The sequence below is a fragment of the Nocardiopsis sp. L17-MgMaSL7 genome, from assembly GCF_003182025.1.
Classification (GTDB): domain Bacteria; phylum Actinomycetota; class Actinomycetes; order Streptosporangiales; family Streptosporangiaceae; genus Nocardiopsis; species Nocardiopsis prasina.
Genome location: NZ_QGTF01000009.1, coordinates 77,397 through 100,764, shown reverse-complemented (window position 1 = coordinate 100,764; position 23,368 = coordinate 77,397). Strand labels below are relative to the sequence as shown.

The 23,368-nt window shown below is 71.5% G+C and carries 20 protein-coding genes; 13 read left to right on the top strand and 7 right to left on the bottom strand.

The features are described 5' to 3' along the window. Positions 1 to 74 precede the first annotated feature (74 nt). Together BDW27_RS17390 and BDW27_RS17385 are read right to left on the bottom strand one after the other, a co-directional pair. The gene (locus BDW27_RS17390) at positions 75 to 2,432 is read right to left on the bottom strand and encodes a PH domain-containing protein (protein ID WP_370446528.1); all 2,358 of its coding nucleotides are present in this window, start codon (positions 2,430 to 2,432) and stop codon (positions 75 to 77) included. Next, positions 2,432 to 3,013, bottom strand: coding sequence for a PH domain-containing protein (locus BDW27_RS17385; protein WP_193374240.1), 582 nt, complete (start codon positions 3,011 to 3,013; stop codon positions 2,432 to 2,434). Before BDW27_RS17385 ends, BDW27_RS17390 begins: the two co-directional genes overlap by 1 nt. 135 nt (positions 3,014 to 3,148) lie before the next feature. Between BDW27_RS17385 and BDW27_RS17380 the strand changes: the two genes are divergently transcribed. After that, the gene (locus BDW27_RS17380) at positions 3,149 to 4,123 is read left to right on the top strand and encodes an ATP-binding cassette domain-containing protein (RefSeq protein ID WP_110050287.1); all 975 of its coding nucleotides are present in this window, start codon (positions 3,149 to 3,151) and stop codon (positions 4,121 to 4,123) included. Further along, positions 4,120 to 4,947 (top strand): ABC transporter permease, encoded by an 828-nt coding sequence (locus BDW27_RS17375; protein ID WP_110050285.1) that lies wholly within the window; start codon positions 4,120 to 4,122, stop codon positions 4,945 to 4,947. Before BDW27_RS17380 ends, BDW27_RS17375 begins: the two co-directional genes overlap by 4 nt. Before the next feature lie 84 nt (positions 4,948 to 5,031). Here BDW27_RS17375 and BDW27_RS17370 read toward each other — a convergent pair whose 3' ends face one another. Beyond that, positions 5,032 to 8,313 (bottom strand): BTAD domain-containing putative transcriptional regulator, encoded by a 3,282-nt coding sequence (locus tag BDW27_RS17370; protein WP_110050284.1) that lies wholly within the window; start codon positions 8,311 to 8,313, stop codon positions 5,032 to 5,034. Positions 8,314 to 8,580: 267 nt separating this feature from the next. On the opposite strand from BDW27_RS17370, the gene BDW27_RS17365 reads away from it, so the two are divergent. From BDW27_RS17365 to BDW27_RS17355, 3 genes are all read left to right on the top strand, one after another. Next, entirely contained in the window at positions 8,581 to 9,174 is a 594-nt protein-coding gene (locus tag BDW27_RS17365) for a YbhB/YbcL family Raf kinase inhibitor-like protein (protein WP_017545014.1), read from the top strand. Positions 9,175 to 9,533: 359 nt separating this feature from the next. Next, positions 9,534 to 11,627, top strand: coding sequence for a hypothetical protein (locus tag BDW27_RS17360; protein ID WP_110050282.1), 2,094 nt, complete (start codon positions 9,534 to 9,536; stop codon positions 11,625 to 11,627). 315 nt (positions 11,628 to 11,942) lie between these two features. Next, a complete protein-coding gene (locus BDW27_RS17355; RefSeq protein WP_017545016.1) occupies positions 11,943 to 14,306 on the top strand; it encodes a bifunctional SulP family inorganic anion transporter/carbonic anhydrase in 2,364 nt (787 codons plus the stop codon). On the opposite strand, the gene BDW27_RS27530 is transcribed toward BDW27_RS17355, so the two are convergent. Continuing rightward, complete coding sequence (locus BDW27_RS27530) at positions 14,255 to 14,404, bottom strand: hypothetical protein (RefSeq protein ID WP_017545017.1); 150 nt, start codon at positions 14,402 to 14,404, stop codon at positions 14,255 to 14,257. The two genes, BDW27_RS17355 and BDW27_RS27530, sit on opposite strands and share 52 nt — an antisense overlap. A gap of 297 nt (positions 14,405 to 14,701) precedes the next feature. Between BDW27_RS27530 and BDW27_RS17350 the strand changes: the two genes are divergently transcribed. Then, complete coding sequence (locus BDW27_RS17350; RefSeq protein ID WP_017545018.1) at positions 14,702 to 15,670, top strand: peptidoglycan-binding protein; 969 nt, start codon at positions 14,702 to 14,704, stop codon at positions 15,668 to 15,670. A 176-nt stretch (positions 15,671 to 15,846) separates the two neighbouring features. On the opposite strand, the gene BDW27_RS17345 is transcribed toward BDW27_RS17350, so the two are convergent. Then, positions 15,847 to 16,950 (bottom strand): site-specific integrase, encoded by a 1,104-nt coding sequence (locus tag BDW27_RS17345; RefSeq protein ID WP_158543589.1) that lies wholly within the window; start codon positions 16,948 to 16,950, stop codon positions 15,847 to 15,849. Continuing rightward, positions 16,934 to 17,482, bottom strand: a complete 549-nt coding sequence (locus BDW27_RS27270; RefSeq protein WP_158543588.1) for a helix-turn-helix domain-containing protein — start codon at positions 17,480 to 17,482, stop codon at positions 16,934 to 16,936. The genes BDW27_RS17345 and BDW27_RS27270 overlap by 17 nt, the downstream gene beginning before the upstream one ends. 150 nt (positions 17,483 to 17,632) lie before the next feature. Here BDW27_RS27270 and BDW27_RS17340 point away from each other — a divergent pair, with 150 nt between their 5' ends. The 7 genes from BDW27_RS17340 (at position 17,633) to BDW27_RS17310 (ending at position 22,571) form a co-directional block, all read left to right on the top strand. Continuing rightward, positions 17,633 to 17,818 (top strand): AlpA family transcriptional regulator, encoded by a 186-nt coding sequence (locus tag BDW27_RS17340; RefSeq protein ID WP_199560684.1) that lies wholly within the window; start codon positions 17,633 to 17,635, stop codon positions 17,816 to 17,818. After that, positions 17,815 to 18,681 (top strand): bifunctional DNA primase/polymerase, encoded by an 867-nt coding sequence (locus BDW27_RS17335; protein ID WP_110050277.1) that lies wholly within the window; start codon positions 17,815 to 17,817, stop codon positions 18,679 to 18,681. Before BDW27_RS17340 ends, BDW27_RS17335 begins: the two co-directional genes overlap by 4 nt. Then, entirely contained in the window at positions 18,678 to 20,093 is a 1,416-nt protein-coding gene (locus tag BDW27_RS17330) for a DUF3631 domain-containing protein (RefSeq protein WP_199560683.1), read from the top strand. The genes BDW27_RS17335 and BDW27_RS17330 overlap by 4 nt, the downstream gene beginning before the upstream one ends. Positions 20,094 to 20,150: 57 nt before the next feature. After that, positions 20,151 to 21,167: a hypothetical protein gene (locus BDW27_RS17325; protein WP_110050275.1), complete on the top strand. Its 1,017-nt coding sequence runs from the start codon at positions 20,151 to 20,153 to the stop codon at positions 21,165 to 21,167. A 127-nt stretch (positions 21,168 to 21,294) separates the two neighbouring features. Then, positions 21,295 to 21,540, top strand: coding sequence for a hypothetical protein (locus BDW27_RS17320; protein ID WP_110050273.1), 246 nt, complete (start codon positions 21,295 to 21,297; stop codon positions 21,538 to 21,540). 375 nt (positions 21,541 to 21,915) lie between these two features. Further along, on the top strand, positions 21,916 to 22,272 hold the full coding sequence (locus BDW27_RS17315) for a hypothetical protein (protein ID WP_199560682.1): 357 nt from the start codon (positions 21,916 to 21,918) through the stop codon (positions 22,270 to 22,272). Then, a complete protein-coding gene (locus BDW27_RS17310) occupies positions 22,269 to 22,571 on the top strand; it encodes a hypothetical protein (protein ID WP_158543587.1) in 303 nt (100 codons plus the stop codon). The genes BDW27_RS17315 and BDW27_RS17310 overlap by 4 nt, the downstream gene beginning before the upstream one ends. 496 nt (positions 22,572 to 23,067) lie before the next feature. On the opposite strand, the gene BDW27_RS17305 is transcribed toward BDW27_RS17310, so the two are convergent. Next, positions 23,068 to 23,355, bottom strand: coding sequence for a hypothetical protein (locus tag BDW27_RS17305; RefSeq protein WP_110050268.1), 288 nt, complete (start codon positions 23,353 to 23,355; stop codon positions 23,068 to 23,070). Between the last annotated feature and the right edge of the window lie 13 nt (positions 23,356 to 23,368).

Sequence of the window (23,368 nt, the reverse complement as noted above, 5' to 3'; positions counted from 1 at the left end):
CCGGGCGGACAGCGGTGAGGGGCGGTCGCCATCGTGCGACCGCCCCTCACCGCTGTGCCCGGTGGTCCGCCGACTCAGCCCCGGGGCGCCTCACCGGCGCCGTCACCGGGCCCGCGCTGCTCTTCCCCAGCCAGGAAGGGCCGCACCATCTCCGGGGTGATCCGCGCGGCGAAGGCCACGGACCCGTCGAGCGCGGCGTCCTGCGCCGTGTAGCCTCCCGTGCCCGCGCCCACGGTGACCTGGAGGTTGGCCAGCGAGGAGCGGCGTTGGAAGAGCGTCTGGGTCCAGGTCCACCCGATCACCGCCGACCGCTCGACCGTGGCCTGCGAACGGGACAGCGAGCCCGACCGCACGCTCACCCGTTCGCCGTCGTAGCCGTGCCCCAGTGAGCGGTAGCGGTCGATCCCGAGGGGCACCCCCAGAAGGGCCAGGGCCCCGGCGGCCACGGCCAGCCAGGTGACGTCGAAGTACGCGGCCACCGAGGCGACGGCCGCGAAGGGAAGGACCGCGCGGGTCAGACGCCGGAACAACGCGGCGCGGGGGTGCCGGACCAGTCGCCCCCGAAACAGGGTCAGTGCCCGGTCCACCACCGGCTCCACCGTCGACCTCGGACCGACCGGCAGCAGCACGGCGCGCGTCGCGGCGTCACCCAGGCCGGTGACGATGGCGCGCAGCCCCACCACCCCGCGGGTGCGTTCGAGGGGGTTGTCCTGCAACTCGTACCCTCTGATGCGCCGCTTCTCCAGAGTGACGCTGCGCCGGGTGAACAGGCCGCGCTCGGCGACCAGCGACCCGTCTCGATCCCTCAGGGAGAAGCCCCAGTGGGTGATGGCGTAGGAGACCACCGCGAACACCGGCATCAGCAGCACCAGGACACCCGCGAACACCGCCCCGAACAACACGAGGAAGGCACGGTCCGCCGTGGTCACCCAGTCAATGAAGTAGTCGGTCACCATCTGCCCGGCCGACTGCTGCACCATGCCGAACAGGGTCGCCAGCACCACGAACGGCGTCAGCAGGTAGCCCAGGCTGAGCGCCCCGTACAGGTACCACCTCCGGGGCATGCTGAAGTACGTGACGGTCTCGTCGGGGTCCCCCTCTCCCGAGGGCACACCCGTGGTCGCGGAACCCTCGGTGGGGGGCACTCCCCCGGTACCGCCGGACTCTCCGGGCACGGCCGCCCCCGGGCCGCTCTCCTGTTCGGTGAGCACGGCCTTGCGGTGCAGCAGGACCCGGCGCAGCCGCTCTGCCTCCTCGGCGGAGACCGCGTCGAGCTTGCCGTCCTCGGTCCCGGCCGCCGAACCGGCGGCGGCCTCGATCCGAACCACGGCCACACCCAGCAGGCGGTGGAGCAGGGAGCTGGTGACGTCCACCCCCCGCACCCGTTCCAGGGGGATCGTGCGCCGTGAACGCCGGATCAGGCCCCTGCTGATCTCGACCCGGTCCGCACCCACTTCGTAGCGGAAGGTCCGCCACGTGACGAACCCGCCGACGAGGAGCACGACGACACCCATTCCCGTTGCGGCCAGCAACCACGGGTTGAACCCTCCGAGCACCAGACCGGCGAGGACCGGAAGGAGGAGGCTCCTGAGCTGGTTGATCGGCCCGACCACCATGGTGCGCGGGCTGAGTCTCCGCGCGCTCTCCGCCCCGAATCCCGTCGAGGGAGGGGGCGGCTGCGCCTCTCCCCACCAGGATCGGGCGGTCTCGCCACCGGGGGTCCCTCCGCCGGCGACCTGCCCCGGAGGCACGGGGTGCCACGGGTACGGTCCGGCGCCCTGCGGGTGCGGCTGCTGCGGCGGGTTCGGCTGTTGCCACGGGTACGGCTGTTGCGGTTGTTGCGGCGGGTACGGCTGATACGGCTGTTGCGGTTGGTTCCAGGGCGAGGGTCCCGGGCCGTGGCCCGAGCCCGGCCCGCCCGCGCCCCCGCCCTCGTCGCCGGGGCTGTCGCCCGCAGCGCCGCCCTGCCAGGAGGCGGTCCCCTGGCCGGACCAGGCGCCCGGGGCGGTGCCCGGCCCCTGCCGGGGTCCGGGGTCACGGCCGGTCCAGGGGTTCGACCCCGGGGCGGGTCCGGGGGCGGACCAGGTGCGGGGACCCTCGCCCGGACCGCGGACGGGACCGTGATCGGGCGGCCCGGAGCGCGGACCGGGTCCGGGCTGGCTGGCCCCCTGCCCGGGGTGGTTCCCGGTCCAGGAGCGGTCCCCGGGACGGTGATCCACCGGCCACGGCTCCGAGACGTGGCGGGGCGCCGCGCCAGGAGCCGCCCAACCGCCTCCGTCCGGTGCGGTCGGGGGTTCGGAGGGTGTGCTGCCCGGGGCTACCCAGGAGCTCGCTCCCCCGGCCGCGTCGGGATCGGGACCGGCGGGGTCCGTGCCGGGCCCGTCCGGCTCGTCCGGCCCGCGCTCTTCGTGGCGTCCGTGCTGTTCGTCCATCAGGTCGCGTCGTCCCGCAGGGTTCCGGCGCGCACGGCCAGCTCCTCGCTGAGCCTGCGTGCCTCGTCGGCGTCCAGCCCCTCGATGGTCGAGGAACCGGCGTAGGAGGCGGTCTGCACTTGGAGTGTGGCCACGTCGAAGATCCTCTCCAGCCATCCCTGGGTGTGGTCCACGGTCTGGAGCCGGTTCACCGGGACCAGCTGCCAGGCGCGGCTGATCCACCCCTCACGGGTGTAGATCACGTCGTCGGCGACCTCCCAGCGGTGCACTCGGTACCGCCAGGACGGGACGATCGCGATCTTGGCCACGGCGTAGACCGAGTAGGCGACCGGCAGCGCCCAGGCGTTGTGTGAGGCCCACTCGGGGATCCAGCCCCAAGGAGCCGCGCTCGCGGCCCACGCGACCAGGCTCAACAGGACCAGGTTGAAGACCGCGCCGAAGAGCAGCCGGAGCGTCCACACTCCGATCGCACGCCCGCTCACCCTGCGCAACGGAGGTCGTAGCCGCGCGGTCCCGGCCGGTCCGGGCGGATCGGGGAACTGTCCCGAGGGGGGAATGGCGTCGTGGGGCGGGGTGTTCATCACGTGCACGAGTCTAGGACGTCCCCCCCGGACCACAGCGGGCGCCAATGATGTCAGGACGGGGCGAACCATGCTGTCAGCGTTCTGTCAGTGCAGGTCGGCACACTTGGGGACAGACGTTGAAACGGAGGACCAATGACTGACGCCATCCGCGCGGAGGGTCTGGTCAAGCACTTCAAGGGCAAGACCGCCCTTGGCGGAGTGGACCTGACGGCGAGAGCGGGGGCCGTACTGGGCGTCCTGGGACCCAACGGGTCCGGTAAGACGACGACCGTACGCATCCTCTCCACCCTGCTGCGGCCCGACGCCGGACACGCCACCGTCGGCGGCCACGACGTGGTGCGCGCACCACACGAGGTACGCCGCCAGATCGGCCTGACCGGCCAGTACGCGGCGGTCGACGCCGAGCTGACCGGCACCCAGAACCTGGTGCTCATCGCCCGCCTGCTCGGGTTCGGACGCGCCGGCGCCAGGGCCCGGTCCAGGGAGCTGATGGAGCGGTTCGGGCTCTCCGACGCCGCCGACCGCCCCGCCAAGACCTACTCGGGCGGCATGCGCCGCCGCCTGGACCTGGCCGCGAGCCTCGTGGGCCGCCCCGCGCTGCTCTACCTGGACGAGCCGACCACCGGTCTGGACCCGCACAGCCGCAACGGCCTGTGGGACGTGGTGCGCGACCTCGTGTCCGACGGCGTGACCGTGCTGCTCACCACCCAGTACCTGGAGGAGGCCGACCAGCTCGCGGACGACATCGTCGTGCTGGACCACGGCAAGGTGATCAGCCGGGGCACTCCCGAGGAGCTGAAGAGCCACGCGGGCAACCAGGTGTTGCAACTGCGCACCGTGGACCCCGCGCAGCTGCCGCTGGCCACCCGGATCGTCGAGGCCGTCACCAGCTCACCGGTGACGACCGACGGGCTGCTGGCCAGCGTCGCGGTCACCGACGTGGGCGTGCTGCCCGAGACGGTGCGCCGCCTGGACGAGCAGGGCGTGTCCGTCGCCGAACTCTCCCTGCGCAAGCCGAGCCTGGACGAGGTGTTCCTCGCCCTGACCGGCCACCCCGCCGATGACGAGACCGCGGGTCAGCCCGCGAACGAAGGGACCCCAGCATGAGCGCCGTGACGACCCGGCCGAGGTCGGCACAGGAGGGCGCGCCGGTGGCGCCCGCGCACATCTCCCCTCTGACGACCGTCCAGCACGGGCTCCAGCTCACCTGGCGCAGCGTCCTGAAGATCCGGGCCAACCCCGAAGAGGTCTTCGGGTTGATGCTGCAACCGGTGATGTTCGTGACCCTGTTCGTCTTCGTCTTCGGACAGGCGATGATGGGCGACTGGCAGAGCTACCGCGACTTCCTCATGCCAGGCATCGTCGCGCAGTCGGTGGTGTTCGCCACGATGGGCACGGGCTTCAGCCTGAGCCAGGACGTGGAGAAGGGCATCTTCGACCGGTTCCGGTCCCTGCCCATCGCGCGCTCGGCCCCGCTGATCGGCGCGATCCTGGGTGACCTGGTCCGGTACGCGATCACCGTCGTCATGGTCGTGCTGGTCGGCGTGGCGATCGGTTTCCGTCCCGAGGGCGGGTTCCTCGGTGTGCTGGCGGCCAGCGCCCTGATCCTGCTGTTCGCGTTCGCGCTGTGCTGGATGTCGGCCTTCGTCGGCATGCTCGTCCGCACGCCGATGGCGGTGCAGTCGTTCGGGATGATCCTGCTGTTCCCGCTCACCTTCGGCAGCTCGGCGTTCGTCGCTCCCGACAACATGCCGGGCTGGCTGGCTCCGATCGCGGCGAACAACCCGGTCACGCACGTGGTGGACGCCATGCGCGGGCTCATGCTCGGCGGTGACGCCGCCGCTCCCGTGGCCTGGACCCTGTTCTGGACCGTGGTGATCACGGCGATCTTCTTCCCGCTGGCCGTATGGGCCTACCGCCGCCGCACCTGATCCCCGGGCCGCTGGGCGCCGCCGTGTGAGGCGGTGTCCAGCGCGCCGGGGCGCCCTGGGGTCACGCGGGGTCCGGCGGGATCCTCACAGTGCCCAGTCCCCGAGGTCGACGTCGTCCGGGACGATCGGGGCGAGCCACCGCGCCACCCGGTCCCGAGCGGCCTCCCGATCGCTGTCCTCGCCCTCCGCGAGCAGACGCGCGAACCCCTCCGCCCCCAGATCCTCCTCCAGCCGTGCACGGACCCGACGCCCCTTGGGCGTGGCGGTGTCGGCGACCCCACGCAGCTGGGCGGCGTAACCGAGCATGAAGGCGGCCCACTCCGGCTCCTCCCCCGCCACCATGGACGCCATGGTGTCCAGGACGTCGGCGCCGAACGGTCCCAGCCCGAACCGGGCCAGCCACCAGGCCCGGCCCACCTCCCGCCAGGCCAGGTCCGTCTGGCCCTGCGCCCAGGCGAGGTCGGCGGCCTGCACCCGCCACGCGGGTTCGACGTAGGCCGGGGCGAAGCCGCCCAGGGCGGCCACGGACGGTTCGGTCTCCTCCAGGAGCCGCCGGGCCTCGACCATGCGGCCCGCGGCGCACAGCCACTGGATCTGGGTGAGCCGGAGGGACACCAGGTGCTCGTCCTCGGCCGAACCGCCCAGGAGCCGCCTGAGGTCCAGCTCGGCCTCCGCCACCTCACCGAGGTCGACCAGGATCTGGGTGCGCCGGGTCCGGAACATGGCGACGACCCCCTCCAGTCCGCCCTCCTGCGCCAGGGCGATCCCCCCGTCGAGCAGGCGGCGGCAGCGTTCCAGGTCCGTGTAACGGACCACGTCCACCAGGTGCACGATCGCGTTGCACTGCCCCCACACGTCGCCGAGTTCACGCATGGACTCCAACGCGGTGGTGGCCCGTTCCACGGCCCCGCGCGCGTCCCCGTGGACCCCGTCCAGGAGCGAGAGCATCAGGTGCGTCATCCCCCGGGCCCAGGGGTCCCTCTGGTCCCGGAGACTCTCCTCGAGGCGGGTGCGGGACGGGCCTCCCGGATACCCGTCGGTCATCGACCGGTACACCAGGCAGAGGATGAGCACGGGGTGGTCCTCGGCACGGAGCCCGGCCCCCGCCAGCACCTCCTCGACCCGGCCGAGGCGTTCGACGACGGTGGCGCGGCCCAGGTCCATCTCCCCGGATCGGTGGAAGAGGCAGCTCGCGTAGGCGACCTCGTGCCCCTCAGGAGGAGAGTCGCCCACCAGTTCCAGGACCTGACGGGACCACCGGGCGGTCTGCTGCCAGTGCTCGTCCAGGGACCAGTACCACTGGGAGTGCTCGACCAGGTCCAGGGCCAGGGCGGCGTCTCGCCGCTCCACCGCCCAGTGGAAGGCCGCCACGCAGTTGTCGGACTCCGCACCGAGCCGGGCCAACCAGTGCCGCTGGCCGGGGCCGCGCAGTTCGGGGTCGCCCTGACGCCACAGGTCGCGCGCGTAACGGGCCTGCGTGTCCCGGACGCGCTCCTCCTCACCGCTGGCGGTGAGGCGTTCGGTCGCGTAGGCGCGGACGGTCTCCAACTGCCGGTAGCGGGCGGGGGTGTCCTCTCCCTCGGGGGTCTGCGCCACCACGAGCGACTTGTCGACGAGGGCGAACAGGACCGTCCAGACATCGTGCCCGGCCACGGTCCCGTCCGGGCCGTCCGGGTCGGACCCGACCCGTTCGACCGCCTCCAGGGTGGCCCCGCCGGGCATGACGGCCAGGCGGCGCAGGAGGCGGCGCTCGGGTTCGTCGAGCAGCTCCCAGCTCCAGTCGACCACCGCCCGCAGGGTGCGGTGGCGGGGCAGTGCCGAGCGGCTACCGCTGGTGAGCAGGCGGAACCGGTCCCGGAGGCGGTCGGCGAGCTGGGCTGGCGACATCGCGCGCAGGCGCGCGGCGGCCAGTTCCAGCGCGAGCGGCATGCCGTCGAGTTCGCGGATGATCCGGACGACGTGGCCCACGTTGTCGGCGTCGACGGTGAAGCCGGGGAGCACCGCCCGCGCGCGCTCGGAGAACAGGGTCACGGCCGGGTAGCTCCGTACCTCCTCCACCCCCGCGTCCTCGGGCGGCTGGTCGAGCGAGGGCACCGGCAGCAGGATCTCGCCCCCGACTCCCAGGGGTTCCCGGGAGGTGACAAGCACGCGTAGGTCGGGACAGCGCGTGAGCAGGACCTCGACCAGGCGGGCGGCGGCGTCCACCACGTGCTCGCAGTTGTCCAGCACGATCAGCCCGGAGCGTTCCCCCAGGAAGGAGACGGCCCGTTCGAGGGGGGACAGCGGCAGCACGGCGGCGCGTGTCTGGAAGACAGCCTGCCCGCGCAGGTCCAGGGCGGTGGCCAGTGCGTCGGGCAGGTCGGCGCCCTGACGCACCGGGGCCAGACCGACGAACCACACACCTCCGGCGGCGAGTTCCGGTGCGTGTTCGGCCAGGTGGGCGGCGGCCTCCACCGCCAGCCGGGTCTTGCCAGACCCACCCGGCCCGGTGAGGGTGACCAACCGCGCGGCGGAGAGGCCCTTCACCGCCGCGCGCACCTCCGCGTCGCGTGGGACGAAACCGGTCAGGGGCCGGGGCAGACGGACCACCGCTGGCGGCTGCGGTTCCGCTGGCACGGAGCCGTCGGGCACGAGTTCTCCGCGCAGAAGCCGCAGGTGGACCCGCCCGAGGTGGTCGGAGGGGTCCAGACCGAGTTCGTCGGCGAGCCGCTCCCGGAAGGCCTCGTGGGCGGCCAGGGCGTCGGCGGTCCGACCGTTGCCCGCCAGGGCGCGCATGAGGAGTTCGACGGGGCGTTCGCGCTGCGGTTCCCTTGCGGCCAGCGCCTCCGCCTCGGGCAGAGCCTCCACGAAGCGGCCGAGGTCGATCCGGGCCTCCAGGTGGTCCTCGCGCGCGGTGCGTCGGGCCTCGTACAGGCGCAGGGCGATGTCCTCGGCCACACCGTGGACGGTGAGGTCGGGCAGGGCCGGTCCGCGCCACAGGGCCAGTGCCGCCGACAGGGCGCGCTCGGCCTCCTTCGGACGACCGGCGAGGAGCCGCTCCCGCCCGTGCCTGGCGAGCTCGTCGAACTCGTGGAGGTCCACCTGCCCCGGGGTGACCTCCAGCCGGTACCCGTAGGCGTCACCATGGAGACGCACGCCACCGCCCAGGGCGCGGCGCAGGCGGGAGGCCAGGGCTTGGAGCGCGTTGCCCGAGGCGACGCGTGCGTCCTCACCCCAGATCGCGTCGGTGAGCTGTTCGGTGGACACCTGCTGGCCGGGGCGGAGCAGGAGGAGCGTCAGGAGGGCGCGCAGACGGGCGCCGCCGATGGTGAGGGGCTCTCCGGAGGCGTCGTGCACCTGGAGGGGCCCCAGAAGGGAGAACCGCACCGACCCATCATCACCGATCCGGTGGGCGACCCGGGCGTCGTGGCCGGGCCGCGGCGGGCGGGGACGCCCTCGCGACGCGGGTCCGTGAACGGTCCGGAATGCCGTGGTCGCGGCCGATCGCAGTAGGGTTCGCTCAGGACCGTGTCGCGCCGACCGTCGAGGTGCCCGTGCGCACGGTTCCCTCGTGACCGGCCCGGGGTCCCCCCGCGCCCGGTCCGACGTACCGCGAGTCTCGCCTTTTGGCCCGAAAGTCCAGCAGGAGCCCCATTGTTCCCGGTCTTGCCTTCCCTCCGGACCACCGCCGCGCACGGTCTGCCCCGAACCTCTCCCGGTACCCGCGCGGGTGCCGTGGCGGTGGGCGCCGCCCTGCTCGCGTCGACCGGTTGCGGGGTCTCCTCGGAGCTGAGCGGTGAGATGCCGACCGACATCAACGTGACCAGCCCGATGATGCAGGAGGGGCAGCCCCTTCCCGCCGCGTACTCGTGTGAGGCCGACGGCGAGCCGGTGTCGCCGCCGCTGAGCTGGTCGGGTCTTCCCGACGACGTGGGTTCGATCGCGCTGGTGGTGGACGACCCGAGCGCCGCCGTCGTGTTCTGGATGGTCTACGACCTGGACCCGCAGCTGGTCGAGCTACGGCAGAACACCGTCCCGGGCGACGCGAAGCAGGGACAGAACACCGCCGGTGACGCCGCCTACGGGGCTCCCTGCCCCGAGGAGAGCGACGTGCACGAGTTTCGGTTCACCGTGTACGCCCTGGAGGGGCACCTGGACCTGCCCGAGGGGGCGGCCCTGGACCTGACCCTTGAGGCCATCGCGAACCAGGCCGTGGCCCGGGGTACGCTGCTCACCAGCAGCGAGTGAAATGGGTCATAGTCAGCGATTCTCCGCGCTCGAAACCGGACGGACCCGCCCGACCGACCGCACGGGGAACAACTGAGGAAGCACCCGTCGCCCTCTGCACACAGCGCGCGACAGCGCATACAGTGGGTCCGTGCCCCTCACCCCATTTCAGTTGACCGATACCCGTCCAACCGCCCCGCGGCACCCTGACCCGAGACCGCGTCGGATCACCGGCGGTCGCGCCCTGCCAGCCACTGGGCCCCGGCACGTCGGGTCCACGCGGAACCGGGCCGCCGCCTTCCACCCCCGACCGGTACTCGCCAGGCCGGTCCCAGGCGCTCCCCGGGCGCGGCCGACCTCCCCAAGGTAGTGCGTACACCATGACCGTCACCGTCATCATCATCACCGCCGTCATCGTCGTGCTCGCCGTGCTCGTGCTCCTCCTCCTGGGGATGCGCGCGCTCAGCATCGGCTCGCGTGAGGACGACTACGACGACGAGTACGAGTACGACGACGTCGAGGACAACGACCGCGACGACCGGCGCGACCGGCGGGAGCGGGACGATGACCCCGAGGACGACGAGGTCGCCCCCAGGGGCCGGTCCCGCAGATCGCGCCAGGACGCCGGGGGCAGGCCGGAACGGCGTTCCAAGGGCAAGCGCCAGCGCGGTGTGGACTGGGAGGACGACTCCGACGGGCTCTCCGACAATGACTTCTGGTCGAGTCTGAGCGACGAGGACGCGGCCCCCGCCCGCTCCGGCGGGCGCGCGGACGCCACCGGACCCGGTGACGACGACGGTTACGCGGACGACTACGAAGACGACTACGAGGACGACCGGGCGTCGGCGCGCCAGGACACCGTCATCCAGGCCCCGCCCGCCGGGGCGAGTGCCCTTTCTCCCGCCCAGCCGGAGCGCGGCCCCACCGGCCCCACCGACCTGGCGATGCTGGCCAGTCTGGGACAGAGCAACACGCCCGCGCCGCCCGAGCCCGCTCCGCGCCACCGGGAGCAGCGCCCGCCCGAGCAGGGGCTCGGCCAGGGCCCGGCGGCGCTGCCGCCGACCCAGGGTCTGCCCCCCACGCAAGGGTTGCCCCCCACGCAGGGGCTCCCCCCGGCCCGGGCCGCGGCTCCCTCCCCCTCCTCTTTGGACGACGACCCGCTGGGGCCGGGTTCCTGGAGCCCGCGTCCCCCCTCGACCGGTGACCCCTTCGAGGGCCGCGAGCCGATCCGACCCTCTGAGCGGCGGGAACCGATCTCGCAGGACCCACTGGGTGGCGGCTCCTTCGGCGGCGGACCGCTGGGCGGCGGCAACCCGGGCGGCGGTTCACTCGGCGGTGGACCGCTGGGCGAGGGGCGTTCGTCGTACGACAGCGGGTCGACGAACCACTCCGACTACCCGCCGCTGAGCGGCGGCACGGGTCCCGGCGGCGGTGTCGGCGGGTCGGTTCCCGCGTCCTCCGACCCCCTGGACCCCGGGTTCCGTCCGACCCCGGCCAGCGGCCACGACCTGAGCTCACCGATCTGGTCGAGCATGGACACCGGCGCCCACCAGCGCCCCGACCTGTCCTCGCTGGGTGGACTCGGGTCCGGAGCGGGCCACGGTGGCCCGAGCGGCGCCCACTCCGCTCCCGGCGCCGGCGCGCAGCCCTCGCCGGGTCAGCCGATGGGCGGCCCGACCGTCCCCGGGCACCAGCTCCCCGGTTCCACCGATCCTCTGACCGGTGGGTACGCGGCGAGTTCGTTCACGTCCGGCTCGTCCTACGACAGCGGTTCCTTCACCCGGCCCGAATACGACACCGGCACCCACCAGCGCAGCCCCTACGACACCGGCGCACACACCCGCGACTACCAGTCCGGAATGCCCGGCCAGAGCGGAATCGGCGGACAGAACGGACTGCCCGGACAGAACACGCCCGGTGTTCCCGGTGGCTCGAACGCGCCGCTGTGGGGCGGTCAGGACGACTCGGGCGGCTTCGGCCAGCCGAGCCAGCCGACGGCGCCGGGCGGGGGTCACCACGCGGGTCAGCCCTCCCCGTTCGGACAGGGCCCCGTTCCTCCCGGACCGGGCGGCCCGGTCGGCGGCCACGGCGGTCCCGCCTACGGAGGGCCGCCCGCCTACCCGACCGGCGCCTATCAGGCGGACCAGCTGCGCGGTGAACTCCCGACCACGTTCCCGGGGCACACCCAGCAGGGCGACCCCTACGGTCAGCAGCCGCACGGAGGACAGGGCGGCTTCGCAGGACCGGACCACACCGACCCGATGAGGGGCGGGTTCGCGCCGCAGCGGCCCGAACCCGACTACGGTTACCCGCCGGTGGAGGGCTGGCAGCCGCCGCTTCCGGAGGGTGCCAACGGCCAGGGCGGACCCGGCCAGCAACAGGGCCAGGGCCCCTACGGGCAGGCGCCCTACGGCCACCCCGCCCCGGAGCAGGAACACTACGAGGGCGGCTACGAGGACGGCCGGTTCCGCTAGGTCTCCGCGGACCCTCCTGGCGCGACAGGCGCCATCACCACTTCACACCACCGAGGTGGCGGGAAACCCCCGCCACCTCGGGTTTTTTCTGTCCTGATTCGTCCCCGCGTACATGTGAAGTCGGGAAAATGGTCACCAAGAGCACAACAGCCCGTAACACACAGTCATTCTTGTTGACTACAGTTAGTTATTGACGAAGCACCCTTCGCGGTCTCGTCGTCGTGACGCGTTCAGCCACGTACCCCCCGTTCGGACTCTGCCGTCCCCGTGCGCCTACGCATACGCCTTGCCTGGTCCAACCCGAACGGAGTAACCATGCGCAACGACGCCCAGGGAGCACCACCCGGCCGACCGGAGACCACCTCCGAACGGCCCGGGACCCACACGGATCGCAAGGGGGTCGCCGCCGACTTCGGCGCCTCTCTCGTGGTCTTCCTGGTCGCCGTCCCCCTGTCCCTGGGGATCGCGGTCGCCTCCGGCGCCCCGCTGATCGCCGGAATCATCGCCGCCATCGTGGGCGGTATCGTCGCCGGTCTCGTCGGCGGATCGGTGGTGCAGGTCAGCGGCCCGGCCGCCGGACTGACCATCATCGTCGCCGACCTGATCATGACCTACGGATGGCGGGTCACCTGCCTGATCACCCTGCTGGCCGGGCTGGTCCAACTGGCCCTGGGCGCGTTCCGCATCGCGCGGGCCGCCCTCGCCGTCTCCCCCGCCGTCGTGCACGGCATGCTCGCGGGGGTCGGCGTCACCATCGCCCTCGCACAGCTCCACGTGGTCCTGGGAGGGGCCCCGCAGAGCTCGGCCCTGGCCAACATCGCCGACCTGCCCGAACAGATCGCGCACAACCACACCGCCGCGGTCGCGGTCGGCGTCATCACGATCGCGATCATGTTCGGCTGGAACCGGCTGCCCGCGATCGGCAAGGTCCGGCCGGGGATGATCCCCGCCGCGCTGGTCGCGGTGGGCACCGCCACCGTCATCGCCACCCTCGGCCGCTGGGAGGTCGAGACCGTGGCCCTGCCCGGCTCCCTCGCCGACGCCTGGAACGGGCCGATGCTGCCCGAGGCCGGGCAGTGGCACGGCATCGCCCTGGCCGTGGCGGCCGTCGCCATGGTCGCCAGTGTGGAGTCGCTGCTGGCCGCCATCGCGGTGGACCGGCTGCACAGCGGCCGCCGGGTCCAGCTCAACCGGGAGCTGTGCGGGCAGGGCGCCGCCAACACCGTCAGCGGTGCCCTGGGCGGCCTGCCCATCGCCGGTGTCATCGTCCGCAGCACCGCCAACGTGCGGGCCGGGGCCCGCAGCCCGCTCTCCACGATCCTGCACGGAGTGTGGATCCTGCTCTTCGTCGCGTTCTTCGCGCACGTGGTCGAGCTGATCCCGATGCCCGCCCTGGCCGCGCTGCTCGTCTTCATCGGCGTGCAGATGGTGTCCCTGGCCCACCTGCGCGACCTGCGCAAGCACCACGAGGCCAGCGTCTACCTGGTGACCCTGTTCGGCGTGGTGTTCATCGGACTGCTGGAGGGGGTGTTCATCGGCTTCGCGCTCGCGATGATCGTGTCGCTGCGCCGCCTGACCAAGCTCACCGTGGTCACCGAGGAGCGCGCCGGGCGGGTGCACGTGACCGTGCACGGATCACTCACCTTCCTGGGGGTTCCCCGGCTGGCGCACGTGCTGCGGACCATCCCCGAAGGGGCCAGCGTCGACCTGGACCTGCACGTGGACTTCATGGACCACGCCGCCTTCGAGGCCATCCACGCCTGGCGGGTGGACCACGAGCGCACCGGCGGCAGCGTCGACATCGACGAGGTCCACGAGAACTGGTACGCGCGCAGCTCCGAGAGGTCGGCCCCGGCGGCCAAGACCATCCCCAAGGGCCGCTGGTGGGCCCCGTGGGACATGCGCCGCGAGTCCGGCGCCGACCTGGCGGTGAACCCGCTGGGGCTGCTCACCGCGGGGGCCCGCGAATACCACGCCAGCACCGCGGACCGGATGCGCGCGGTGATGAGCCGCCTCTCACACCGCCACAACCCGACGGCCCTGTTCATCACCTGCGCTGACTCACGCGTGGTGCCCAACCTGATCACCGCGAGCGGTCCGGGCGACCTGTTCACCCTGCGCAACGTGGGCAACCTGGTGCCCCGGCACGGCAGCGCCGACGGTTCCGCGGGGGCGGCGGTGGAGTACGCGGTCAACGTCCTGCGGGTGCCCTCGATCGTGGTCTGCGGGCACTCGCACTGCGGGGCGATGCGGGCCCTGGCGGAGGGGGCGCACGAGGGACCCGTCGAGGAGGAGAGCTCGCACATCCGCCGGTGGCTGGCCAACGGACAGGGGAGCCTGCGCCGGGCCGGGGCGGACCACGGTGAACTGGCAGGGCTGCCCGCGTCGGAAGCCCTGCGGCGGCTGGCCCAGGCCAACGTGATCGAGCAGCTCGGCAACCTCATGGGGTACCCGGTCGTGCGCGAAAGGGTGGAATCGGGGCAGCTCACGCTGTCCGGGATGTACTACGACCTGGAGACCGCCAAGGTGCACCTGCTGGACGCCGAGACCGGGGAGTTCTCCCCCGTTCAGGGCGTCCAGGACGTGCCCGAGGCCGTGCCGCTCCCTCGCGAGGGAGCGGCCGAGGGTCAGTCGCTGGACGAGTCGTCGTCGGGAGTGTCGTCCCGTCCGTCCTGCTGAACACCTGAGGCCTGGTAGGTGGCGAGCAGGATGATCGCCACGATCGCCAGGATCGGCAGGCCGAAGAGGACCACCCAGAAGGCGGTGGAGTCGAACAAGAGTCACCCATTCCCGTGAACGCGGATGCCCGTCGGGCCGTCGACCCCGGTCGGCCCACGGGCGTTCGCGCTCCGGGGCTTCCGGGGTACGGAGCGCAAGGGTCAATCTACCGCCCCACAAGGCGATCCGGCCATCACCGTGGCGATTCAGGAATGTGTCCCCGAAGCCCTCCCGTCCGGCCGAAAGTGCCGCGAAACCCCCTGTACACATCGGACCGCGCACCCTAATCTCCAGGGGACCGAAGGAAACCATCCATTCCAGACCCTCCTTCGGCATGTTCCTTCACAGGAGACAAGATGTGCGAGTCCTGCACGGCGCCCGTCTCTGACCCCCGCGCCTGTGAACCCTCCTCCCCCTGGTCGCGCCGCGTGCTCTTCGGCACCGGACTGGGAGCGGTCGTGGCCCTGACCGGCCTGGGCGGCACCGCCGCGCACGCCGCGTCCGCGATGAACGCCTCCTGGTGCAACCCGGCCCTGGGCTACTTCCCCTCCGGCGGGCACTTCGGTGCTCCCCGGGGCGGCAGCACCCACGCCGGTCAGGACGTCACCAACAGCACCGGCACCGCCGTGTACGCAGCGGCCGCCGGAACCGTGGTCGGCCGTTCCTGGGGAGGCGGCCTCCCCGGCCGGACCGGCGAGGCCATCGTCATCTCCCACGGCAACAACGTGTACACCTACTACGGTCACCTGAGCGTCTACCGGGTCGCCCTCAATGCCCGGGTCAGCGCGGGCCAGCGCATCGCCGACATGGGGGCCACCGGAAACGTGACCGGCCCCCACCTGCACTTCGAGACCCACACGGGGCGCCTGGGGGGCATCACCAACCCGGTGCCGTTCATGCGGTCCCGCGGTGTGGACCTGGGCGGCGGCTGGCCGAGTGTCGACCCCGAGGCCAGAGGGGTGACGGTCTCCGTCATCCAGCACCTGATGACCCAGCGCGGCACATCCCTCGTGGCCGACGGGTACTACGGCCCGACGTCGGTCAACGCGGTGAAGGCGTTCCAACGGTCCAAGGGGCTGGTGGCGGATGGCCAGGTCGGGCCGAGGACCTGGCCCCACCTGGTGTACGAACTCAAGCAGGGTGTCCGCGACGGATCCCACGTGCGAGCGCTCCAGACCGCGATGAACAAGCGCAGCGCCGGGCTGGTGGTCGACGGCAACTTCGGGCCGGTCGTGAACACCGCCGTCCGCGAGTTCCAGCGGGTCAACCGACTGGTCGTCGACGGCGAGGCCGGTCCCCTCACCTGGCGGGCCCTGGTGGGCTGAGTGAGCCGCTCGGCCCCGGCCCGACCCGGGGCCGAGCACCCGGACAGCGGACCTGGGGGAAGCTGAAAGAGAGGGAGTCGGCCGGTAAGCCGGACTCTGAGCCACACATAGCCTCTGACCTGCCATGGAGGCCGTTTCACAGGCCTCTGATCCCGGTTTCATCCCGGGAAGCGGTACTACGCAGCGAGGTTGAGCGCCTGGTCGAGAACCCCGCGCCCGATGTCCTCGTGATCGGGGAACAGGTGCCCGTAGGTATCGAACGTCTCCGTGATCGAGGCGTGCCCCATGCGGCGCTGGAGTACCTTCGCGTTCACCTGGGCAGCGATCAGCGCCGAGGCGTAGAAGTGCCTCAGGTCGTGGAAGCGGGTGCCCTTGGGCAGCCCGGCGCGCTCGACGCCCTTCGCCCAGGCCTCGACGAACCGGCCGCGGATCATGGCCGCACCCTTGGTGTTGGTGATCAGGACGCCGTCCGCGCCGGGCGGGTACGCGTCCATGTGCGCGGTGATCTCAGCCAGCAGACCGGAGTCAACGGGGACCGTGCGCCTACTGCCCTTCGTCTTGAGCGGGGCGAGTTTGCCGCCCTGCATCTGCTCCCGCAGCAGCAGGCGTGACCCCTCGACGTCAACGCGGCGCCCGGCGAGCCCCAGCGCCTCACCTTGCCGGAGCCCGGCCCCGGCCGCGAGAAGTACGGCGAGCCGGTACCGGGGTGAGATCGTCTCGGCGACGCGCAGCACATCCGCAGCGGGGAAGATGATCACGTCCCGCTCTGGAATCTTCGGGAGCTTGACCCCGGCACACGGGTTGCGCCGGATCAGCTCGTCATCGACCGCCGAGGAGAGCACGGTCGACAGGGTGGCCCACGTGGTCTGCACAGTCCGCGCCGACACGGTGCCGGTGATACGCCCCACGAACTCCTTGACGTCCGCCTTGCGGATGCTGTTCAGCGACCGCGCTCCGAGGGCGGGAAGGATGCGGTTCCTCAGGTGGCGGTCGTAGGTCTCGCGGGTGCCGTCGGCGAGGTGAACCTGTGCGGGCCACCACTTCTCAGCGACGTAGGTGCTCAGCGCGGTCTTGCCCCGGTCGGGGTCGATGTAGTCGCCGACCATGAGGTCGTGCTCGATCTGGGTCTTGAAGCGCTCGGCGTCCGGCTTCTTGGCGAACGACTCGTTCTTCTCGTCACCGGCGGGGTCGGTCCACACGACGCACCAGCGCTTGCCGATGCCGTCGCGTGTGGACCTCGACCCGTCCTTGTTCTTCCAAAGGTCACGTATCCGTGCCATCTGGGGATTCGTCTCCTGGTTCGTGTTCTGTATCGTCGTCGGGGAGCCAGTCGCCCCCGTGGAACTTCCGTTCGACCCGCTCGAAGAGCCACCCGGGCCGCGCGTAGGCCCGGAACAACGCCTCTCGCTGGTACCGCTTCCTGCCGTCCTCCACGGAGCCCGACCCGGCCACCTCTGCGGACAGCGGGCGGAGCCCGATGCCCCATGCCCAGGCCGACACCGCAGACGTTTCCGAGCTCCCGGTGACCTCGACACCCGCGTAAGGGTCATCAGTCACTGGCAGCAGCAGAGCAAGCGGTGATGTGTTGAGCGCCTGGGCCAACACGACAAGGTCATCGACATCGACGCGACGAACTGACGCGGCTTCGAGGTTCGCGGCTGCCTCGATCTTCTTGACGGAATCTCGCGAGAGCCTTCCTCGCGTGCCGTTGACGAGGTCGTCGAGGGACATGCCCTGTCCCTGACGGAGCCGTCGCACGTTCTTCGCTACCTGGACCGATGTGGCCCCGAGTTCCTGCCTCTTCTTAGCCATGCCTGGCACTGTATCGACCCATTCCCTCTTTCACCCACTTCGGCTGGCGTTTACCTCTGTTGCAGTGGTAGCTTTGCCCACGATGGATGAAGTTGTCAACCTAGATGGATGAATTTTTCACCCAATGGGGATGAGATGAACGCTCGATACTTGACACCCACTCAGGTCTCCGACCTGACGGGCTACTCCGTGAAGACGCTCAGCATGTGGCGCTACGAAGGACGCGGGCCGAGGTACGTGAAGACCAGCCCCGCGCGCTCAGGGCGCATCCGCTACGCAGAGGCCGAGGTGATCGCGTGGATGGAAGCGCGGCAGCAGGGCGGCGCGGCCGCATGAGCACGAACGCAAACGACCCCCGGCCGGGCCTGGCCGAGGGTCGTGAAGTGGAACTCACCACTGAACTAGCTGAGCCCATCGTAGCCGACCCGGCCGTGCGCCTGAAGGCAGCTCTCTACTACGCCGCCCGCGGCTGGCCGGTGTTCCCCTGCGAACCGGACGGCAAAGCCCCACTCGGCACCCTCGTGCCGCACGGCGTCAAGAACGCCACCACCGAACCGGCCCGGATCACCGCGTGGTGGACACGCCGCCCCGACGCGAACGTAGCCATCGCCACCGGAGCCCCGGCCGTGGACGTCATCGACGTGGACAACAAGCCGGACGGCGACGGATTCGCCGCGTTCAACCGCCTCGTGCGCGCCGGAGTCCTGGCCGGAACCCTCGCGCTCGTGCGCACCCCGTCCGGCGGCATCCACGCCTACCGCACCGGCACCGACCAAGGGTGCGGGCGGCTGGGCTCCCACTTCATCGACTTCAAGGCCCGGGGCGGCTACGTCATCGCCCCGCCCTCGACCGTGCAAGGACGCCCCTACGTGCTCACCGAACACCGCCCCACCGGCACCCCGGTGGACTGGGCGCGCATCAAGCGCATCCTCGACCCGCCCCGCCCCGTTCGGCCAGCCGCGCCCCGCGCCGGCCACACCCCGCAAGGAGTTGCCGGCCTCGTCTCCTGGCTCTCCGGCCAGCGGGAGGGCAACCGCAACAACGCCCTGTTCTGGGCAGCCTGCCGCGCGGTGGAGAGCGGCGCCGAGGGCAGCGACCTTGACCGACTCCTGAACGCCGCGCTCAGTATCGGTCTCGCCGAAGGTCCGGCGCGGGCCACCATCCGCTCAGCGATGCGCCACAAGGGGGTGAGCGCGTGAGCGACCAGACCGAGTACACCCTGGGCGACCTCGACCAGGGCGACACCCTCGCCGCGCTCCTCGATGACGTGCACGCGGCGTTCACCCGGTACGTGGTGCTGCCCAGCGCCGAGGCGGCCGACGCTGTGGCGCTGTGGTGCGCGGCCACCCACGCCCAGGCCGCTGCTGACCACGCCCCGCGACTGGTCATCAAGGCCCCAGAAAAGCGGTGCGGCAAGTCCCGCTGCCTGGACATCGTCGAGGCGTTGAGCTTCAAGCCCATCGTGGCCGTCAACGCCACACCGGCGGCCATCTTCCGCAGCATCGAGGCCGAGGAACCCCCGACGCTGATCTTCGACGAGGCCGACACGATCTTCCCCGCCAAGGGCGGCAAGGTCGCCGAGAACAACGAGGAGCTACGCGGCCTGCTCAACGCAGGACACCAGCGCGGCCGCCCCGCCCGCCGCGTCGTGGGCAAGGGCACAGAGCAGACCGTGGCCGAGTTCCCGACCTTCGCCATGGCCGCGCTGGCAGGGATCGGGTCCATGCCCGACACCATCGAGGACCGGGCCGTGATCATCACCATGCGCCGCCGCGCCCCGGGTGAGCGGGTGGAGAAGTTCCGTTACCGCCGCGACCAGCTCCCCCTGCACGCGTTGCGCGAGCGCCTGGGCGACGTCATCGCGACCCACCTCGACGCCCTGGGCGAGGCCGAACCCGACATGCCGGTGGAGGACCGGGCGGCCGACACCTGGGAACCGCTCATCGCGTTGGCCGACGTCGCCGGGGGCTCCTGGCCGGAGCGCGCACGCCAGGCAGCCAAGACGCTCACCAGCGCCCATGACACGGACGGGACCACGTCCGTAGGCGTTCGGCTGCTCACCGACTGCCGGACCGTGTTCGCCGAGCTGGGCCACCCCACGGCCGTGAAGTCCGCCGCGCTCGTCGAGGGCTTGAAGAAGATCAGTGAGGCGCCCTGGGCGGAGTGGGGACGCGACGGTCTGACCGCGCGCAAGCTCGCCGATCTCCTCGTGGAGTACGACATCAGGTCGAGCAACATCGACTTCGCGCCGGGCCGCACCGACCGCGCCAAGGGCTACCTCCGGTTGAAGTTCTCCGACGCCTGGGCACGCTACTGCGCCCCGGAACAGGCTGACACGGCACCGAACGGTGAGGGTGACCCGTACCAGCCGTACCAAGCTCATCTGCCCAGCTCAGACCAGGTACGGCAGAACGGGCCGGTACGGAACGATCCGTACCAGGAAAACATCCGTACCACGCTGACCAGCACAAACGATGTTGGTACGGCTGGTACGGCACAGGGCGAGAAAACCGCCACGCAGAACTGTCAGACCCCCGGATGCGGCACCCGCGTGGCCCTGGACCTGTACCCCAACGGCCACTGCTACGCCCACCAAGCCACCGCCGCCTGACCCACCCACAGGGCGCCCGCACCCGGCGGGCGCCCACCCCGAAGGAAGGAACCCACCATGAGCTATCTGACCGCGCTGGAGAACGCCGCGCTCTCCCACTCCGGAGTCCCCCGACCCACACCCCGCGCGTCCCGCCCTCTGGCGGCCGCCCTGGACACCATCCCTGAATGGAAGGCGGCCTTCGCCGGACGCGACAAGGTCGTCGCCGCGTTCCGCGCCCTACCCAACACCAACCACGAAGCGCAGATCGCCGACCTGACCCGCGCCCACTCCGCGCAGATCGTGGACGCCATGGTGCACAACCAGCCGCTCCCCGCCCCCATCGGGGAACAGGTCACCGAACTCCGCGACCGGGCGGCCGTCGCCGGGATCGAGCACGAAGCGCTCCGCAACGCAGCCGCCTCACTGCTCGATCACCTCGCGCACATCTACCGCGCCAGCCCTGACACCGTGGCCGCCCACCTGCACACCCGGCTCGGGCAGATCATCGACCAGGCCCGGGACCTGGGCATCACACCGGCCGACATCCCCACCGGCAACGACGCCCTGCGCCTGGGCGAGGAACAGCGGGCCGCGCTCCTGCGCCTGGAGGAGCTGACCGCCGACCTGGCCGAACTCCGCCGCTCCCAGGCCGAAGCCCTGAGCCGCACCGAACTGACCAGCGCCCACTACTTCGCCAACACCGACGAACTCCAGCCCTGGGGAGAAGACGCCCCCTGGCCAGGTGACCCCGGCCGCCCCACCGCCGCACACCTGGCCTGGGTGGCCACCACACCCGGAGCGCGCACCTGGGTACCCACCAGCGACCAGTACGCCGACGCCCACCAGCGACTCAAGAAAGCCCACCAGCGCGCCGAGTACAACCACCTCAAGGCCGCGCGGCGCCACAAGGGCGCCCCGCTCAGTGCCGCCCAGGAACATCGCCTGGGCCAGCTGGAGCGCGCCGTCAAGAACACCCCACCCGAGGACATGAGCCCCAGCGAGAACTACCGCCCGCACCCGGAAGTGGCCGCGGCCAAGCGTCGAATCGACGCCCGCAACCGCGCCGAGAACCACCGGCCCATCTGGCGCTGACCCGCTGGCTTCAGGGGTACACGCCAGCGTGCCCCGGGGGTCCGGGCTACCTCGGACCCCCGGGGCCATCCCCACACACAAAGGGGTAGCGAATCGCTACCCCCGTAAACCACTGGAAGGACACACGATGACGACCGTGGACGACGGACGGCGCGAGTACCAGCGCCGGTACGGCAAGACCAACCAGACCCGTTTCGAGGCGATGGACGACACGCCGATGAACCGGGGCAAGCTGACCGCGGCCGCCCGCCGAGGTGACGCGGCCGCCCGCCGCAAGCTCCGGGAGTGGAAGCAGACCAACGAGCGCGGCGGTGTGCAGCTCGACGGACCGCCGCCGGAACCCGCAGACGTGAGGTTCGGCAACGCTGACTAGCGCGAGCAGTTCCAAGCGCGAAGAACTCGAAGTTCGCGAAGAGGAAGAAGCGAAGAAGAGTTGTGAGCGCGAAGAGGAAGAGCAGCGCGCGGCGACTGCGCCACGCGAGACGTTCGCGCGCTGTTCGCGCAGGTCACAGCACTGCTAGGAGGGTTGCCCCCAGGGGGGCGCCCCCTCCCCCCGGTGACCGACAGACCGCCTTGTCATAGCCGCTGCCAGGGGCTGAGACCTGAAAAGACCCTATGACAACCCTCTGACCTGCGGTTTTGCCGGACCTGAAACCGTCCTCACGGTGCCGCTCGACGCCCCCCACACCCCGAGTCCACAAAAACGCAGGTCAGCGACCTACTTCCGTAACAGACAGAGGTGATGAGCATGGAAGAGAAGATCCCCGGCCCACCCCCGGGCACCGGTCCGGCCGGGCGCAAGCTCTGGGCATCGGTGGTGACCGACTTCGGTCTCGACCCCCACGAAGAGCTGCTCCTGGTCCAGGCCGTGCGGTGCGCCGACCGCCTCGACGCCATGGCCGAAGCGCTCACCGGTGCCTCGCTGACCGTGGCCAACCGGCACGGCGACCAGGTCTCGCACCCGCTGTTGGTGGAGTCGCGCCAGCAGTCCGCGTTGCTGGCGAAGCTCCTGGCGTCGCTTCGGTTGCCCAGTGGCGACGAGGATGCCCGTCCGCAGCGGCGCGGCGCCGCCCGGGGCGCCTACGGTGTGCGGTCACTCTCGTGAGGCGCCGACACCGGCCCGTACCAATGCAGGTGCCGGGCTGGGTGCGGCACTGCGTGGTCGAGCACTGGGACGCCGAGGGGGACACGGTCCGCGCGGTGTTGCTCTGGTTGGCCGCGTGCGACGCCTGGGAGCGCCGGACAGGCGTTGAGGCGTGGCCAGCGTGGGAGGGGCCGGGCCGGATGTTCGGGCCGCTTCCGGCCGCCCGGTTGCCGGATGTCGAGCCTCCCCCGCCCGGGGTGGTCGAGGAGGCCCACCAGTTCCGCGACCGCCAGCTTCCGCAGCCGCGGGTGGTGGAGTGAGCCAGGGCCCGTCACAGTGTGATGGGCCCTTCCCCGCGGCGGTGGCTGCGCTTTTGCGTCACGGGCTCTGACGGAATCGGGAGGGTTCCGATCCGTTACCCTTCGGGCCGGATTCGGTCCGCTCGACGGATGAAACCCTCACCGCACCCGAACCTCGGACCACCAACCGCTGGTCTGTCCGAGGCCTTCCAGCTCGACCCTGACTGACTGGTCGAGCATGCCGGGTGGGGTGGCCGCGCCCCGTCATCCCCCAACGCGGGGCGCGGCCGTCTGGGTCCCGCGCGCCCACCGGGGAGACGACCCCACACAGGGATACGGGGCGGGCGCGCGGGGGTCTAGTTCGGCCGGGGCGGGCCGGGGTTCTCTTCGGGACGGCGCGGCGCAGGGACGACACCGGCCGCACGGGGGACTCGGCGCGGGAGCGGTCCACCGAAATGGGTGGGGGCAGGGTCACGGGTCACGCGCGGTTGGGTGAGTCGGGCGAACTCGGCGAATGTCACCGGGGCACCCCCTGCGGGTACAGGTCGCCCTGGAGGCGCTGCCACGCGACGCGGATGGTGGACCAACGGCCACTGTCGACGATGGCGCGGTCCATCAGCGTGCCGTCACGGGCGATGGCGTCCCCGGCCGCCTCGGTGGCGACCAGTTGGACGAGGTCGGCGAGTGCCTGCCGCTGTCTCTCATCCAGGGCCCCGCTGGCGATCGCTGTGACCAGAGGGTCCGGAGAATGAATGCTCTTCGCTCTCCGCTCGCGGACTCGACCGTGGTTACCTTCCTGCTTCATCACACCCACCAGC

Coding starts and splice junctions, on each gene's coding strand:
- BDW27_RS17390 (WP_370446528.1), bottom strand. CDS start 2,432: ATGGACGAACAGCACGGACGCCACGAAGAGCGCGGGCCGGACGAGCCG.
- BDW27_RS17385 (WP_193374240.1), bottom strand. CDS start 3,013: ATGAACACCCCGCCCCACGACGCCATTCCCCCCTCGGGACAGTTCCCC.
- BDW27_RS17380 (WP_110050287.1), top strand. CDS start 3,149: ATGACTGACGCCATCCGCGCGGAGGGTCTGGTCAAGCACTTCAAGGGC.
- BDW27_RS17375 (WP_110050285.1), top strand. CDS start 4,120: ATGAGCGCCGTGACGACCCGGCCGAGGTCGGCACAGGAGGGCGCGCCG.
- BDW27_RS17360 (WP_110050282.1), top strand. CDS start 9,534: ATGACCGTCACCGTCATCATCATCACCGCCGTCATCGTCGTGCTCGCC.
- BDW27_RS17355 (WP_017545016.1), top strand. CDS start 11,943: ATGCGCAACGACGCCCAGGGAGCACCACCCGGCCGACCGGAGACCACC.
- BDW27_RS17350 (WP_017545018.1), top strand. CDS start 14,702: ATGTGCGAGTCCTGCACGGCGCCCGTCTCTGACCCCCGCGCCTGTGAA.
- BDW27_RS17345 (WP_158543589.1), bottom strand. CDS start 16,950: ATGGCACGGATACGTGACCTTTGGAAGAACAAGGACGGGTCGAGGTCC.
- BDW27_RS27270 (WP_158543588.1), bottom strand. CDS start 17,482: ATGGCTAAGAAGAGGCAGGAACTCGGGGCCACATCGGTCCAGGTAGCG.
- BDW27_RS17335 (WP_110050277.1), top strand. CDS start 17,815: ATGAGCACGAACGCAAACGACCCCCGGCCGGGCCTGGCCGAGGGTCGT.
- BDW27_RS17325 (WP_110050275.1), top strand. CDS start 20,151: ATGAGCTATCTGACCGCGCTGGAGAACGCCGCGCTCTCCCACTCCGGA.
- BDW27_RS17320 (WP_110050273.1), top strand. CDS start 21,295: ATGACGACCGTGGACGACGGACGGCGCGAGTACCAGCGCCGGTACGGC.
- BDW27_RS17315 (WP_199560682.1), top strand. CDS start 21,916: ATGGAAGAGAAGATCCCCGGCCCACCCCCGGGCACCGGTCCGGCCGGG.
- BDW27_RS17305 (WP_110050268.1), bottom strand. CDS start 23,355: ATGAAGCAGGAAGGTAACCACGGTCGAGTCCGCGAGCGGAGAGCGAAG.